Origin of the sequence: Curtobacterium sp. WHRI 8282, assembly GCF_040223925.2 — a bacterium.
Taxonomy (GTDB): Bacteria; Actinomycetota; Actinomycetes; order Actinomycetales; family Microbacteriaceae; genus Curtobacterium; species Curtobacterium flaccumfaciens.
In genome coordinates this window covers 879,772-893,344 of the sequence record NZ_JBEHCD020000002.1, presented here as the reverse complement: position 1 = coordinate 893,344, position 13,573 = coordinate 879,772, and the positions used below count along the sequence as shown (strand labels likewise).

Here is a 13,573-nt window from a genome sequence, read left to right as displayed (position 1 = left end):
GGTGCTGCACCGTCGTCCCGCTCCGCCCGCACGAGAACAGGCCCCATGTCACAGCTCACGCCTGCGCGTCGCACCCTCGCGCTCATCTCGCTCGCCCTCGGCGGGTTCGCCATCGGCTCGACCGAGTTCGTCGCGATGGGGCTGCTGCCGAACATCGCGCAGGCCCTGCTCCCCGAGCAGTACGGCATGGATCCCGACGCCGGGATCGCCCACGCCGGCTGGCTCGTCAGCGCGTACGCCCTCGGGGTCGTCGTCGGTGCGCCGACCATCGCGGCGATGTCCGCCCGGTTCCCGCGCAAGGGCCTGATCCTCGTGCTGCTCGTCGGGTTCGTCGTCGCGACGATCGCGAGCGCGCTGCTGCCCTCGTTCGGTCTGGTGCTCGTCGCCCGCTTCGTCGCGGGTCTGCCGCACGGTGCCTACTTCGGCATCGCGTCGATCGTCGCCGGCGACATGATGGGCCCGGGCAAGCGCGGCAAGGGCATCGCGATGGTGCTGCTCGGCCTGTCGGTCGCGAACGTCGTCGGGGTCCCGGCGATCACGTGGGTCGGACAGGTGGCCGGGTGGCGGGTCGCCTACGGCGTCGTCGCCGCGCTGTTCGCCCTGACGTTCCTGGCCGTCGCGGCCTTCGTGCCGAAGAGCGCCCGCGACGAGCACGCCACGATCGGCCGCGAGCTCCGGGCGTTCCGCGTGCCCCAGGTGTGGATCGTCATGGGCCTCGGCGCCGTCGGGTTCGGCGGGTTCTTCGCGGTCTACTCGTACATCTCGCCGCTCGTGCAGAACGTCACCGGGATGCCCGAGTCGTTCGTGCCGATCGTGCTCGTCGTCGTGGGCATCGGCATGGTCGTCGGCGGGGTGCTCGGCGGACACCTGGCCGACCACAGTGTGAAGCGCACGATCTACGTCGGCATGTTCGCGCTCATCGGCGCCCTCCTCATCACCGTCCTGACGGCGCAGTGGCTCTGGGGCATGCTGCTCGGCGCGTTCCTGCTCGGGGCGACCTCGTCGGCGATCCCGCCGGCGGTGCAGTCGCGCCTGATGGACGTCGCCGGGGATGCCCGCACGATCGCGGCGGCGCTGAACCACTCGGCGTTCAACATCGGCAACTCGATCGGTGCGGCCCTGGGCGGCGCGGTCATCGCCGCCGGCTTCGGGTTCCTCGCACCGGGCTGGCTCGGCATCGGCCTGGCGCTGCTCGGCGTCCTGGTGACGATGGTCAGCTACGCGGTCGAGCGGCGGAGCACCCGTCGTGCCGCGGTCCGCTCCTCGTCACCGTCCACCGGTCCGATCACCGCACCGGTCCCGACGGCCTGACACGCGGGGTGTGCGCACGCACCCACCGGACGGGAGGCCCGTGGCGACGCCGCCACGGGCCTCCCGTCCGTCACGTGGTGCGGCCACCGCACATGGTGAGCAGCAATGGTCGGGTCCCGTCACGGGACCCGACCATTGCTGCTCACGAAGCGGAACGCGCGACGCGCGCTAGAGCCCCAGGGGGCTGCCGTCCTGCACGATGATGCCGTCGGTGATCGCACGCTTCCGGAGCGCAACCTTCGTACCCACGTCGAAGCCGGCGACGCGGTACTTCTCGCGGATGCGCTTGAGGTAGCTCTTCGCCGTCTCCTCGGAGATGCCGAGCTGGTAGGCGACGCTCTTGACGGGCTCACCACCGCCGTAGAGGGCCATCACGCGACGCTCCTGGGCGCTGAGCTTCGGCACACCGCCGACGTCGCCGCTGTTGATGGCGAGGTCGAGCTCGGCCGAGACGTACTGCTCGCCGCGCTGGGCGGAGCGGATCGCCTCGACGATCATGTCGGCGTCCTCGCTCTTGACCAGGTACCCGAGGGCGCCGGCGCCGAGGGCCTCGCGCACGACGTTCGGCTCCGAGTACGTGCTCATCACGACGGTCTTGACGCCCGCGGTCTTGAGCGTCGAGATCTTCAGCGACACCGGGATGGAGTCCTTGAGGTCCAGGTCCAGCAGCACCACGTCGACCGGGAACGCCGGGCTCGTCAGGAGCTCGGGCCAGGTCGTGACGGCGGCCACCAGGGTGATGTCGTCGGCCGCGTTCCGGATCCACTCCGTGAGCGCGCCGAGGAGCATCCTGTGGTCGTCGACCAGTGCGAGTCGGATCGGTTCCTCTGGAGTCGCCATGCTGGCGTCCTTTCTCGGTGCGGATTGCTCGGCCGATCCTAGGAGGATCCGGGCCGGAAGTCGGTCAGGCGTGCGGGTGTCCGGCGGCTACATCGACGGATGTCGGTTCACGACGCAGTGCGCGACGATGTGCAGCGCGCCGTCGCGGACGGTCTCGGTGTACGGGCCGATGCGCTGCAGGGCACTCCAGGCCGTCGGGCCGAGGCTGCGCCGGGGCACCCCGCGGGACTCGATGACGACGGGCACGTCCATGGTGTCGTCGCTGACCGGATGGCCGTCGGAGCCGATCGGGCCGAGCGTGACGGAGACGACGGGCATGCCGGGCTGGGCGGTTCGGCCGTCGCCGACCATCTGCCAGATCGCCTGCAGCAGCCCGTCGCGCTGGGTGGGGGAGAGGTGCCCCGCCAGGGCCGTCGGGTCGGCGACGCTCACCGAGCGACCGAGGTGGTCGGACTCGGTGATCGCGTGGTACAGCCAGGTCTCGCGACGGCCCTCGATCAGGTGCAGGCGGAGCTCGGTGGCGAGCGACGCGGCGACCGAGCTCGAGGCGTCGGACAACGGCAGCGGGTCGGTACCGTTGGCGACGGCGTCGAGCAGCTTCTCGGCGGCCAGGTCGAGCCGGGCGAGCTCGTCCGAGGCGAGCATGCCGACGGCGAACTGCGGTGCCTGCACGTTGCTCTGCACGAGCACCCGGTCGAGCTCGCGCTGCACGAGCTGTCGGAACCGCTGCACGACGTACAGCGCGAGCGCCGGCGGCACGACGACGAGCGACAGCAGGGACACGATGCCGGGCATGGTGTCGTTCGTGATCGGCGTCGACGCGACCGCCATGACGATGAACGCGATGCCGAGCACGCCGATGGCGACGGCGACCTCGCGGGCGGGTCGGAGCGTGGCGATCGGCAGCAGCGCGAAGCCCGCAGCCATCGAGGCGGTCGCGGTGTGCGCGATGTCGTGCTCGGGCCAGATGCCGATGAAGTCGAGCGTGACGACGCAGGCCAGCACGACGCAGATCAACGCGAAGGCCGGACCCGTCAGTCGTTCGCCGTAGGTCAGGACACTGAGTCCGACCCCGACGGCGGCGACGACGTAGAGCCCCCAGGCGACGGCGGGCAACCACGGGTCGGAGTACTCGTTCCAGCGCACCAGGAAGAACGCGATGCCGGCGACGGCCTCGATCGCGGTGAGGACCGCGGCGCCGAGGCCGAGGTAGCCGGCACCGAGCGAGGCGCCGGGCTTCGCGGCCTGCCGCAGGGACCGGGCACCGGTGGACGTCGACGGGAGCCCTCGGGCCTGGCGACGTTCGCTCGTCCGGTACCGCTCGCGTGCCTCGCGGCGGGTGCGGGGTGCTGGTGGTGCGGTCTCGCCGGGCAGACGGCGGCCGATGGTGTCCTCGGGGACCCGGGTCATCGCGGTGCCTCCAGGACGACGGTGGTGCCGGAGCCCGGCGCGGAGAAGAGCTTCGCGTCGCCGCCGACCTCGCGCAGGCGGTTCACGACGCTCTCCTTGAAGCCGAGTCGCTCGGCACTGACGGTGGTGAGGTCGAAGCCGACGCCGGAGTCGGTGACCATCGCGCGGACGACCTCGTTGTCGTGGACGATCGTGACGTGGGCCTCGCCGACGCCGGCGTGCCGACGGACGTTCTCGAGGCACTCGCCGAGCGCGAGCAGGAACGCGTCGAGCACGTTCGACGGCAGCAGGACCTGCCCGGTGCCGTGCCAGCTGACCTCGAGCCCCATCCGGCCGAAGCGCTGCTTGACCGACTCGAGGGTCTGCCCGAGCGGTGACTCCTCTTCGCGGGTGAGCGAGTAGTCACCGGACTGCGAGGGCTGCGGGGTCGCACCGAGGCGCAGGTGCCGCAGCAGTCGGGCGTCCTCGGCGGCCTGCTCGCGCATCGCCTGCTCGGAGACGCCGACGCCGGAGTGCGCCAGCAGCGTCAGGGTCGCGAGCACGGTGTCGTGCAGCAGGCGGGCACCCTGGCGGCGCTGCGCCTCGGTCTCGCTGGCCTGCCGTTCGGCGCGGTGGGCGGTGCCGATGCTGTAGATGCGGCGGGCGACGCGGGGGATGCTGCGCGAGATCCAGATCGCCACGACGGCCATCAGGATCCACCCGAGCAGTGCGCCGCTGACCGGGGTCGACAGGAGCGAGCCCGACCCCCACACCATGAGCACCACCACGGCACCGCCCCCGGCGATGGTGATGCCGAGACCGACCGGGTGCCCGCGCTGTGCCATCAGCGGTGCCGAGAGCCCGCCGGCGGCCAGGGGCATGACGGCGCTGGCGACGAGGGGCCTGGCCGAGTCCTCGACGCCGGTGAAGAGCAGCACCATCGTGGCGAGCCCGGCGACGACGATGGCGGCGGTCCACCACACCTCGCCGCCGCGACCGAAGCACACGAGGGCGGTGATCATCGCGGCGATGCAGAGGAGTGCGCCGATGAGGGGCGGCGTGGGCACGGCGGCGGCGGAGAGGATGCCCACGACGCTGACGAGCGCGCAGACGATGCCCACGACACGGGTCGCCGACCGCAGCAAGCGGTCGCGTTCCTGTGCGATGAAGTCCATCGATGTCCTGGTTGGTGACGATCTGGGTGGTGCGGGAAACCGAGCGTCGGTCAGTGCCGGGCTCCACGCCATCATTCCACGCGCGCCACCCGTTGGGGGGTCTTCGGCGCGCCGCGGTGGCGGCAGGGCCCGCTCAGGACTCCAGCAACCGCCGCAGGTGCGCCCCGACCTGCTCGTGCTCGATGAGGAACCCGTCGTGTCCGAACTCGCTCTCGATCACCGCTGCGGTGTCCCCGTCGAGCGCGTCCGGCACGCCCGCGGCGATCCGGTGCTGGTCCTCGACGGGGAACAGCCGGTCGCTCGAGATCCCCACCACCAGGGTCCGGGCGGTCACCAGCCCGAGGGCGGCCGACACCCCGCCGCGACCGGCACCGACGTCGTGCGAGTCCATCGCGTACGTCAGCGTGACGTAGCTCGAGGCGTCGAACCGCCGTGTGAACTTGTTGCCGTGGAAGTCGAGGTAGCTCTCCACCGAGAACCGGCCGTCGTCGCCGAGCGGGGAGACGTCGCTCTGCCAGGACCGCGCAAAGCGGCTGTTCAGCTCGTCCGACGCGCGGTACGTCATGAGCGCCATCCGCCGGGCCAGCGACAGTCCCCGGTGCGGTCCCTCGCCGGCCTCGGCCTCGAAGTAGTCGCCGCCGGCGAACGCCGGGTCCATCTGGATCGCCGCCCGCTGCAGCGAGTTCGCCGCGATCTGGTCGGCGGTGGTCTGCGCCGTCGACGCGAGGACCGCCAGCCGCTGCACGCGCGCCGGGTGCGAGACCGCGAACTCGAGGGCGTGCATGCCGCCCATCGACCCGCCGACGACGGCCGCGAAGGTCTCGATGCCGAGCCGGTCGGCGAGCTGCGCCTGCACCTCGACCTGGTCGCGCACCGTCACGAACGGGAACCGTGCGCCCCACTCCGCGCCCGACGGCGACACCGACGACGGCCCGGTGGTGCCCTGGCAGCCGCCGAGCATGTTCGGCGCGATCACGAACCACCGGTCGGTGTCGATCGCCCGCCCGGGCCCGACGACGTCGCCCCACCAGCCGGCGGTGCGGTGGCCCGGGCCGGCGGCACCCGCGACGTGCGAGTCCCCGGTCAGCGCGTGCAGGACGAGCACCGCGTTGTCGCGGGCGGCGTTGAGCGTGCCCCACGTCTCGTACGCCACGCGCACGGACGGCAGGCGGCCGCCGCGCACCCACTGCTCGCCGAGGGACTCGAAGTGGCGTGCACCCGGGTGGTCACCGGGACGCCAGGCGCCGGTCACGGGCGGCTTGCCGAGGGTGCCGAGCTCGGTGCCGGGCACCAGGGTGGACGGCACGGAGTCCTCGGGGGTCGTCTGCCAGTCCATCGTGCGTCCAGTCTGCCGGGAGGCACGGGTCGCCGCCGCCGTGTTACGTCACGCCCGGCGCGTGGCCGGGTGTCCGGGCCGCGGGCGCGCCGGGCGGGTCGGGCGGGTCGGGCGGGTCGGGCGCGTTGGGCGCGTTGGAACGACGCAGAACGACAGGGTCGATGTCGTACGACGTCGACCCTGTCGTTCTGCGTCGGCAGGCAGGCAGGGAGCCAGGCAGTCAGGCAGGCAGGCCGCGCGGGACCTACGCGCGCTGGCTCTCCTGCGCGATCACCCGGGCCGCGGCGAGGCCGGCCTCGAGGTCGGCCTTCAGGTCGGCGATGTTCTCGATGCCGACCGACAGGCGCACCAGGCCGGGCGTGACCCCGGTGGTGAGCTGCTGCTCGGGGGTGAGCTGCGAGTGCGTGGTCGACGCCGGGTGGATGACGAGCGAACGGACGTCGCCGATGTTCGCCAGGTGCGAGAAGAGCCGCAGGTTGTCGACGAACGCCTTGCCCGCGGTGACCCCGCCCTTGAGCTCGAACGACAGCACGGCGCCGACGCCCTTCGGCGCGTACCGGTTCGCGGCGGCGTACCAGGGCGACGTCGGCAGACCGGCGTAGGCGACGGTGGCGACGTCGGGGTGCTGGTCGAGCCACTCCGCGATCTCCTGCGCGTTGGACACGTGCCGCTCGATGCGGAGCGACAGGGTCTCGATGCCCTGCAGCAGCGCGAACGCCGTGTCCGCCGAGTTCGACGCACCGAGGTCGCGGAGCAGCTGCACCCGGGCCTTCACGATGTACGCGAGCTCGTTGCCGACCGCCTCGGCGAAGACCGCACCGTGGTACGACGGGTCGGGCGTGTTGAACTCCGGGAACCGGTCGGCGTGCTGCGACCAGGCGAACTTCCCGCCGTCGACGATGATCCCGCCGATGACCGTGCCGTGGCCACCGAGGAACTTCGTGGCCGAGTGCACCACGATGTCGGCGCCGTGCTCGAACGGACGGATCAGGTACGGCGTCGCGATCGTGTTGTCGACGATCAGGGGGACGCCGGACTCGTGGGCGACGTCGCTGACGCCCGTGATGTCGAGGACGTTGATCTTCGGATTGCCGATGGTCTCCGCGAAGAACAGCTTCGTGTTCGGGCGGACCGCGCGGCGCCACTCCTCGAGGTCGTCCTGGTCCTCGACGAACGTCGTCTCGATGCCGAGCTTCGCCAGCGTGTACTTGAACAGGTTGTACGTGCCGCCGTAGATCGACGACGACGACACGATGTGGTCACCCGCCCCCGCGATGTTGAGCACCGCGTAGGTCTCGGCAGCCTGGCCGGACGCGACGAGCAGGGCCCCGGACCCGCCCTCGAGTGCGGCGATCCGCTGCTCGACGACGTCGTTCGTCGGGTTCATGATCCGGGAGTAGATGTTGCCCGGCTTGGCGAGCGCGAACAGGTCGCGTGCTTCGTCCGAGTTCGCGAAGACGTACGAGGTCGTCTTGTAGATCGGCGTCGCTCGGGCGCCCGTGGTCGGGTCCGGCTGTGCGCCGGCGTGGACCTGGGTGGTCTCGAACTGCCACTGCGCGGCGTCGTGCTCGGTCATCTTGGTGCTCCTGTCCGGTGCGGCTGGTCGTCGGGTCGCCCTGCGCTCGGCCCGGAGGCTCGGCGCTGCTGTGCGTCGGGTGTCACGGTACGCAGGTGGTCGGGCCCGCACCACCGCACCCGCCTCGGGACGTAACGCGCCCGCCCGGCCCGCCCCGCGCCTCCCGGCCAGGATGGTGCCCGGGGCTGACGGCGGCGACCACGGGGGATCCGTCGCGGCCTGCCGCGACATCGCGCGCTGCCGACTGAGCGCAGCGAAGACGACTGCTTGCGCGGAGATGTCACGCGTCGCGGCGGAACAGCCAGTCGACCTTCGGTTCGAGCAGCCACCGCATCCCGCGCCGCACGAACGGCTGCGCCAGGAACAGGCTCACGACGCACGCGATGACGACCATGAGGAGCACGAACGGCCAGGCCGAGTGCTCGCCGGCCAGGACGCCGGACTCCCGGATCGGGTAGAGGACGAACGTGTGGAGCAGGTAGACGTACATCGTCGCGGCGCCGAACTGCGTGATCCAGACGTTCCGACGGGGGACGAGCACCAGGAACGACGCCGTCAGCAGGGTCGCGAGCAGCATCAGGCCGAAGCGCACCGCACCCGCCCACCAGGCATCCTCGCCGAGCCCCGAGTAGGAGTCGTCGTAGAAGAACCAGTGGTGCAGGTCGAACTCCTTGAACTGCGGGATCCAGACCGCGCACGACACCGCCCACGCGGTGAACACCACGACGGCGGCGATCCGCACCCGGACGACCGTGCGACGGGACGCCTCGTACCAGCGGTCGAAGACGCCCCACTGCTTGACCTGCCACCCGAGCAGGAAGAACGGCAGCAGGCTGATCGCGCGGGACAGCGAGAGCGTGGAGTCGACGTTGTCGAAGTAGCCGACGCCGATGCTGAACACGACCGCCCAGAACAGCGGCCACCGCAGCTGCGCCAGGTACGGCAGGATCAGCTTGAAGATGCCCAGGGCCAGCAGGAACCACAGGGTCCACGTCGGCTTCGTCGGGTTGAAGTCCTTGCCGCCCTCGACGATGCCCTGCACCACGGTCCAGATCGTCTGCATGATGATGTACGGCACCACGATGTCCGTGATCGTCCGGCGCATCCGCTTCGCCGTCGGGGTGTCCGCCGACGAGAAGTACCCGCTGATCACGCCGAACGCCGGCATGTGGAACGCGTAGATGAACGTGTAGAGCGCCAGGGCGTGCTCGCTCGCCGGCGTCTGCCGCTGGATCGCGTGCCCGATGACCACGAGCGTGACCGCGACGAACCGCGCGGTGTCCCACATCGGGATCCGGCGCGGGGCTCGACCGGGCTCGAGCTGCGTCGCCGGGGCCGAGGGGGCGGGAGGGGCGGCATCCGTCGTCATCGCCGGTCACGTTACCGGATCGTGATCTGGACGGCCCGGTGCGGTGCCGGAACCGTCCCGCTCGGTACGGTGGTCGGATCGGGCCACCACGCGCCCGGTCACCGACGCAGGAGGCAGATCACATGGCAGCACGGCGCGCAGTCGTCACCGGAGCGAGCTCGGGCATCGGGGCGGCCACGGTCCGGCTGTTCCGGTCACGGGGCTGGGACGTGCTCGCCGTGGCCCGCCGCGCCGCGAAGCTCGAGGCGCTCGCCGCGGAGACCGGGGCCGACACCCTGGTCGCCGACATCACGGACGCCGACGACGTGGCGGCGCTCGCCGCGCGGGTCGCGGACCTCGGCGGTGCCGACGTGCTCGTGAACAACGCCGGTGGGGCGTTCGGTTCGGCGAGTGTCGAGGAGTCCGACGTCGACGACTGGCGCGCCATGTTCGAGGTCAACGTGATCGGCACGAAGCGCGTCGTCTCCGCGCTGCTGCCGCACCTGCGCGACCGTGCTCGCGTGTCCGGGGGAGCGGACATCGTCACGGTGACCAGCACCGCCGGGTTCGTCGCGTACGAGAACGGTGGCGGCTACAACGCCGCGAAGTTCGCCGAGCACGCCCTGGTCGGTGCACTCCGGCTCGAGCTGAACGGTGAGCCGATCCGCGTCGTCGAGATCGCCCCGGGCATGGTGAAGACCGACGAGTTCGCGCTCACCCGGTTCCGCGGGGACGAGCAGAAGGCCGCCGCGGTGTACGACGACGTGCCGGAGCCGCTCGTGGCCGACGACGTCGCCGAGGCGATCGTACACGCGGTGGAGCTGCCGGCGCACGTGAACCTCGACCTCGTGACGATCCGGCCGGTGGCGCAGTCGGCGCAGCACAAGCTCGCGCGCGGCCCGCTGACGCCCCGCTGAGCAGCCCCCGCGCCGCACCCGCGCCCGACCCGCGCAGCGCCCACGCCGGACCCGCGCAGCGCCCGGGCGGCGGCCGCGGGTCGCGGGCGTGGGCTCCCTGCCGGTACCGTGGTCGGATGCCGATCAGCAGCGAACCCGAGCCCGCGGCTCCGTCCACCGTGACCGTGACGAGCGGGCCCGAGGTACTCGGCTGGCTGGAGTTCGGTGACGCCGCACGCCTGCTCGCCAAGGACGTCCTGTCCAGCGGCTTCGAGCCCGAGGTCGTCGTCGCCGTCGCCCGCGGCGGACTGATCATCGCCGGCGCCGTGGCGTACGCGCTCGGCACCAAGGAGTGCGGCTCGATCAACGTCGAGTTCTACACCGACGTCGAGCAGCGGCTGGAGGAGCCCGTCGTGCTCGCCCCCGCCCTCGACGCCCCGAGCCTGGCGGGCAAGCGGGTCCTCGTCGTCGACGACGTGTCGGACTCCGGCCGCACCCTGCGCCTTGTGGTCGACATCATCCGGAACGCCGGTGCCGACGTCCGGAGCGCCTGCCTGTACTCGAAGCCCGGCACCGTCCTCGAGCCCGACCACGTCTGGCGTCGGGTCGACGGCTGGATCACGTTCCCGTGGAGCGCCCTCGCCCCCGTGACGGCCGAGTCGTGAGCATCCACCTGGTCGGCGGCGGTCTGTTCGCCGCCTCGGACGCCGCAGCGCCGTTCCTCGCCGAGGCCACCGCCCGTTCGGCAGCGGTCGGCCGGAGCGTCCCGCGCATCGCCCTGCTCTCCGTGGCGGGCCCGGACGGCGGCAGCCCGTCATCGACCGCCGACATCGCCGAGGTCCTCGGCGGCCCGCGCACGGCCGAGGTGCTCGTCACCGAGGTCGCGGCCGGTCAGGTCTTCGACACCACGGTCCTGAGCGACGTCGATGCCCTGGTGGTCGGTGGCGGCGTCACCCCCGACTACCTGGCGGCGATCGCCCCGCTCGTCGACCAGCTCCGGCTGCTCGTCTCCGACGGTCTGCCCTACCTCGGCTACTCGGCCGGTGCGATGATCGCCGCCGACCGTGCCCTGGTGGGCGGCTGGCGCATCGGCGGCGTCGAGATCTGCCCCGAGGCGGCGTCCGAGGGGCTGGACGAGGTCGAGCTCCGCGAGGGCCTCGGCCTGGTCGACCTGACCATCGACGTGCACGCGGTGCAGGCCGGCACCCTCGCGCGGCTCATCGCCAGTGCCGAGGCCGAGTTCGTCACCGCCGGACTCGCGATCGACGAGGACACCACGCTCGTCGTCGGCGAGGGCGCGCTCGAGGTCCGGGGGACCGGCAGCGTCTGGCGCGTGATGGCCGGCGAGGAGTCGGTGGCCGTCGCCACCATGGGCGCGTAGCCGACGTGGAACCCCGGCCGCTCGCCGACCTGGTCGACCCCGGTTGGGCGTCGGTGCTCGCACCCGTCGAAGCCGACGTGCACCGGCTCGGCGCATGGCTGCGGGACGAGACCGCGGCCGGTCGCCACTACCTGCCCGCCGGCGGCGACGTCCTGCGCGCGTTCACGACCCCGTTCGACGCCGTCAGGGTGCTGGTCGTCGGGCAGGACCCGTACCCGACGCCGGGCCACCCGATCGGTCTGTCGTTCGCGGTCGACCCCGCCGTCCGTCCGGTGCCGCGCAGCCTGGCGAACATCTACCGCGAGCTCGCCGACGACCTCGGGGTGACCCCGCCGCAGCACGGTGACCTGCGGGCCTGGTCCGACCAGGGCGTCCTGCTGCTCAACCGGGTGCTCACCGTGCAGGCGGGCGAGGCCGGCAGCCACCGCGGCAAGGGCTGGGAGGCGGTGACCGACCAGGCCGTCCGCGCGCTGGTCGCCCGTGGCACCCCGCTCGTCGCCGTGCTCTGGGGCGCACAGGCCGGGTCGGTGCGACCGCTCCTCGGTGACACCCCGGTCGTCGCCTCGGCCCACCCGAGCCCGCTCAGTGCGTCGCGCGGGTTCTTCGGCAGCCGCCCGTTCTCGCAGGTGAACGCGCTGCTCGAGTCGCAGGGCGCACCGCCCGTCGACTGGACGCTGCCCGCTCAGTAGGCTCGGCACGTGCTCGAGGAGGAATACCAGCGACGGCGGGTCCTGCCGCGACACCTGCGTGCCCCGGCGGCGACCGAGACCGCCTTCGAGTACCGCATCCGTGCGGCCGAGGTGGGGGACCTGCCCCACGTGCGCGAGATCCACACGCACTACGTCCGCAACTCGTCGGTGACCTTCGACCCGGCGGCGTTCACGTACGCCGCGTGGAAGAAGCGCTACGACGACATCCGGAAGCGCCGCCTGCCGTTCCTGGTGGCGGAGAACCCCGCCGGGCAGATCCTCGGGTACGCCCTGGTCGACGCGTGGAACCCCCGGGACCGCTCGAACCACGTGGTCGAGGACTCGATCTACCTCGGTGCCGCGTCCGGCGGCAAGGGGCTCGGCCGCGCGCTGATGGAGGCGCTGCTCGACGAGTGCCGGTCGGCCGGCGTGCGCGAGGTCGTCGCCGTCATCGCGGACCGCCAGGCCGAGGCGTCGATCCGGCTGCACGAGCGGCTCGGCTTCGAGGAGGTCGGCCGGATGGGCAAGGTCGGCTACAAGTACGACCGCTGGCTCGGCACCGTCACGATGCGGCTGCGCCTGCGCGGCCCGCGGCTGTTCGCGCGACGACGCTGACGGAGCCGACGCGGTCGACGCGCGTCACGCAGGCGAACGTGGGCAGGGCGGACGGGAGGCCCGTGGCGGGCCCGGCACGCGCCTCCAGGCCGTCCCCTGGTCGCGCCGGACCGCCGTGGCCGGGTCAGCCCGCCGGCGCCTCGGTGATGAACTCGTCGCGCGTCACGCGGAGCAGCGCGGTGGCGGCCGCAGCCGCCGCGTCCGCGTCACCGTCGACCGCTGCGCGTCCGACGGCCTGGTGCCGGAGCGCCGCCTCGCGCGTCCAGCGCGTGATGGGGTCGCGCGACTCCGACGTGCGGGTGCGGAGCAGGGCCTCGACCGTGCCGGCGAAGTGCGCGAACACGGCGTTCCCCGACCCGGTGAGCAGTGCACGGTGGAAGCGGACGTCGGCCTCCAGGTAGGCGCGGCTGTCCTCGCGCCCGCAGGCGTCGAGCATGTCCTCGGCGGCGGCGAGCACGGCGTCCGCGCCCTCGCAGCCGGCGGTCAGGGACGCCGCGACCGGTTCGACGCCGAGCCGGAGTTCGACGAGCTCCCGCTGCTGCACGAAGTACGCCGGTGAGGTACCGCGCCACCGGATCACGGTCGGGGCGAGCAGCTCCCACGCGGTGATGTCGCGGACGAGCGTGCCGACGCGCTGCCGGGGCTCGACCAGGCCGAGGGACTGCAGGACGCGCAGGGCCTCGCGGACGACCGAGCGGGACACCCCGAACTCGTCGGCCACCAGTTCGGGTCGGACGACGGCACCTGTGGCCAGGTCGCCGTCGACGATCCGCTGGCCCAGGGTGTCGAGCACGTGGGCGTGCAGTCCGCGTGCGGTGGGCATCGTTTCCTCCGTGCAGTACGGGTCACGCGGTCGTCGTGACGCCGGTCCCATCGAAGCGGCAGACTCCGGAGACGGGCGGTTGGCGCGCGGGACGACGTCGTATAGTCTGATTAATCAGATTATTGAGGGTCGGCGTTCGTCGCGCCAGTCCACCCTCGACACGAAGGCGACGGAGCCGCGCAGCAGCGACTCCA

General features: G+C 72.3%; 13 protein-coding genes. 6 read left to right on the top strand and 7 right to left on the bottom strand.

The features are described from left to right. The first annotated feature begins 45 nt into the window (after positions 1–45). Complete coding sequence (locus tag ABRP24_RS10440; RefSeq protein WP_214560959.1) at positions 46–1,311, top strand: MFS transporter; 1,266 nt, start codon at positions 46–48, stop codon at positions 1,309–1,311. A gap of 168 nt (positions 1,312–1,479) precedes the next feature. Here ABRP24_RS10440 and ABRP24_RS10435 read toward each other — a convergent pair whose 3' ends face one another. The 6 genes from ABRP24_RS10435 to ABRP24_RS10410 all read right to left on the bottom strand — a co-directional run bounded on the left by ABRP24_RS10435 (position 1,480) and on the right by ABRP24_RS10410 (position 8,996). Next, on the bottom strand, positions 1,480–2,151 hold the full coding sequence (locus ABRP24_RS10435; protein ID WP_017888182.1) for a response regulator transcription factor: 672 nt from the start codon (positions 2,149–2,151) through the stop codon (positions 1,480–1,482). Positions 2,152–2,238: 87 nt separating this feature from the next. After that, positions 2,239–3,561 carry a hypothetical protein gene (locus ABRP24_RS10430; protein WP_051596754.1) on the bottom strand — a complete coding sequence of 441 codons (1,323 nt, stop codon included), beginning with the start codon at positions 3,559–3,561 and terminating at the stop codon, positions 2,239–2,241. Continuing rightward, entirely contained in the window at positions 3,558–4,715 is a 1,158-nt protein-coding gene (locus ABRP24_RS10425; RefSeq protein ID WP_027465823.1) for an ATP-binding protein, read from the bottom strand. The genes ABRP24_RS10430 and ABRP24_RS10425 overlap by 4 nt, the downstream gene beginning before the upstream one ends. Before the next feature lie 133 nt (positions 4,716–4,848). Beyond that, positions 4,849–6,051: a homoserine O-acetyltransferase gene (locus tag ABRP24_RS10420; protein WP_138803632.1), complete on the bottom strand. Its 1,203-nt coding sequence runs from the start codon at positions 6,049–6,051 to the stop codon at positions 4,849–4,851. A 244-nt stretch (positions 6,052–6,295) separates the two neighbouring features. After that, the gene (locus tag ABRP24_RS10415) at positions 6,296–7,627 is read right to left on the bottom strand and encodes a bifunctional o-acetylhomoserine/o-acetylserine sulfhydrylase (protein WP_027465821.1); all 1,332 of its coding nucleotides are present in this window, start codon (positions 7,625–7,627) and stop codon (positions 6,296–6,298) included. Positions 7,628–7,907: 280 nt separating this feature from the next. Next, entirely contained in the window at positions 7,908–8,996 is a 1,089-nt protein-coding gene (locus tag ABRP24_RS10410; RefSeq protein WP_349848746.1) for an acyltransferase family protein, read from the bottom strand. Between the two features lie 122 nt (positions 8,997–9,118). On the opposite strand from ABRP24_RS10410, the gene ABRP24_RS10405 reads away from it, so the two are divergent. The 5 genes from ABRP24_RS10405 to ABRP24_RS10385 all read left to right on the top strand — a co-directional run bounded on the left by ABRP24_RS10405 (position 9,119) and on the right by ABRP24_RS10385 (position 12,556). Then, entirely contained in the window at positions 9,119–9,892 is a 774-nt protein-coding gene (locus ABRP24_RS10405) for an SDR family oxidoreductase (RefSeq protein ID WP_027465819.1), read from the top strand. Positions 9,893–10,008: 116 nt separating this feature from the next. Further along, entirely contained in the window at positions 10,009–10,536 is a 528-nt protein-coding gene (locus tag ABRP24_RS10400) for a phosphoribosyltransferase (protein WP_051596753.1), read from the top strand. Next, entirely contained in the window at positions 10,533–11,252 is a 720-nt protein-coding gene (locus tag ABRP24_RS10395) for a Type 1 glutamine amidotransferase-like domain-containing protein (protein WP_111056349.1), read from the top strand. The genes ABRP24_RS10400 and ABRP24_RS10395 overlap by 4 nt, the downstream gene beginning before the upstream one ends. A gap of 5 nt (positions 11,253–11,257) precedes the next feature. Continuing rightward, a complete protein-coding gene (locus tag ABRP24_RS10390; protein WP_349848743.1) occupies positions 11,258–11,941 on the top strand; it encodes a uracil-DNA glycosylase in 684 nt (227 codons plus the stop codon). A 9-nt stretch (positions 11,942–11,950) separates the two neighbouring features. Next, entirely contained in the window at positions 11,951–12,556 is a 606-nt protein-coding gene (locus ABRP24_RS10385; RefSeq protein ID WP_027465815.1) for a GNAT family N-acetyltransferase, read from the top strand. Positions 12,557–12,680: 124 nt separating this feature from the next. On the opposite strand, the gene ABRP24_RS10380 is transcribed toward ABRP24_RS10385, so the two are convergent. Beyond that, positions 12,681–13,379, bottom strand: coding sequence for a FadR/GntR family transcriptional regulator (locus ABRP24_RS10380; RefSeq protein WP_071244817.1), 699 nt, complete (start codon positions 13,377–13,379; stop codon positions 12,681–12,683). Positions 13,380–13,573: the final 194 nt, after the last annotated feature.

Coding starts and splice junctions, on each gene's coding strand:
- ABRP24_RS10440 (WP_214560959.1), top strand. CDS start 46: ATGTCACAGCTCACGCCTGCGCGTCGCACCCTCGCGCTCATCTCGCTC.
- ABRP24_RS10435 (WP_017888182.1), bottom strand. CDS start 2,151: ATGGCGACTCCAGAGGAACCGATCCGACTCGCACTGGTCGACGACCAC.
- ABRP24_RS10430 (WP_051596754.1), bottom strand. CDS start 3,561: ATGACCCGGGTCCCCGAGGACACCATCGGCCGCCGTCTGCCCGGCGAG.
- ABRP24_RS10425 (WP_027465823.1), bottom strand. CDS start 4,715: ATGGACTTCATCGCACAGGAACGCGACCGCTTGCTGCGGTCGGCGACC.
- ABRP24_RS10420 (WP_138803632.1), bottom strand. CDS start 6,051: ATGGACTGGCAGACGACCCCCGAGGACTCCGTGCCGTCCACCCTGGTG.
- ABRP24_RS10415 (WP_027465821.1), bottom strand. CDS start 7,627: ATGACCGAGCACGACGCCGCGCAGTGGCAGTTCGAGACCACCCAGGTC.
- ABRP24_RS10410 (WP_349848746.1), bottom strand. CDS start 8,996: ATGACGACGGATGCCGCCCCTCCCGCCCCCTCGGCCCCGGCGACGCAG.
- ABRP24_RS10405 (WP_027465819.1), top strand. CDS start 9,119: ATGGCAGCACGGCGCGCAGTCGTCACCGGAGCGAGCTCGGGCATCGGG.
- ABRP24_RS10400 (WP_051596753.1), top strand. CDS start 10,009: ATGCCGATCAGCAGCGAACCCGAGCCCGCGGCTCCGTCCACCGTGACC.
- ABRP24_RS10380 (WP_071244817.1), bottom strand. CDS start 13,379: ATGCCCACCGCACGCGGACTGCACGCCCACGTGCTCGACACCCTGGGC.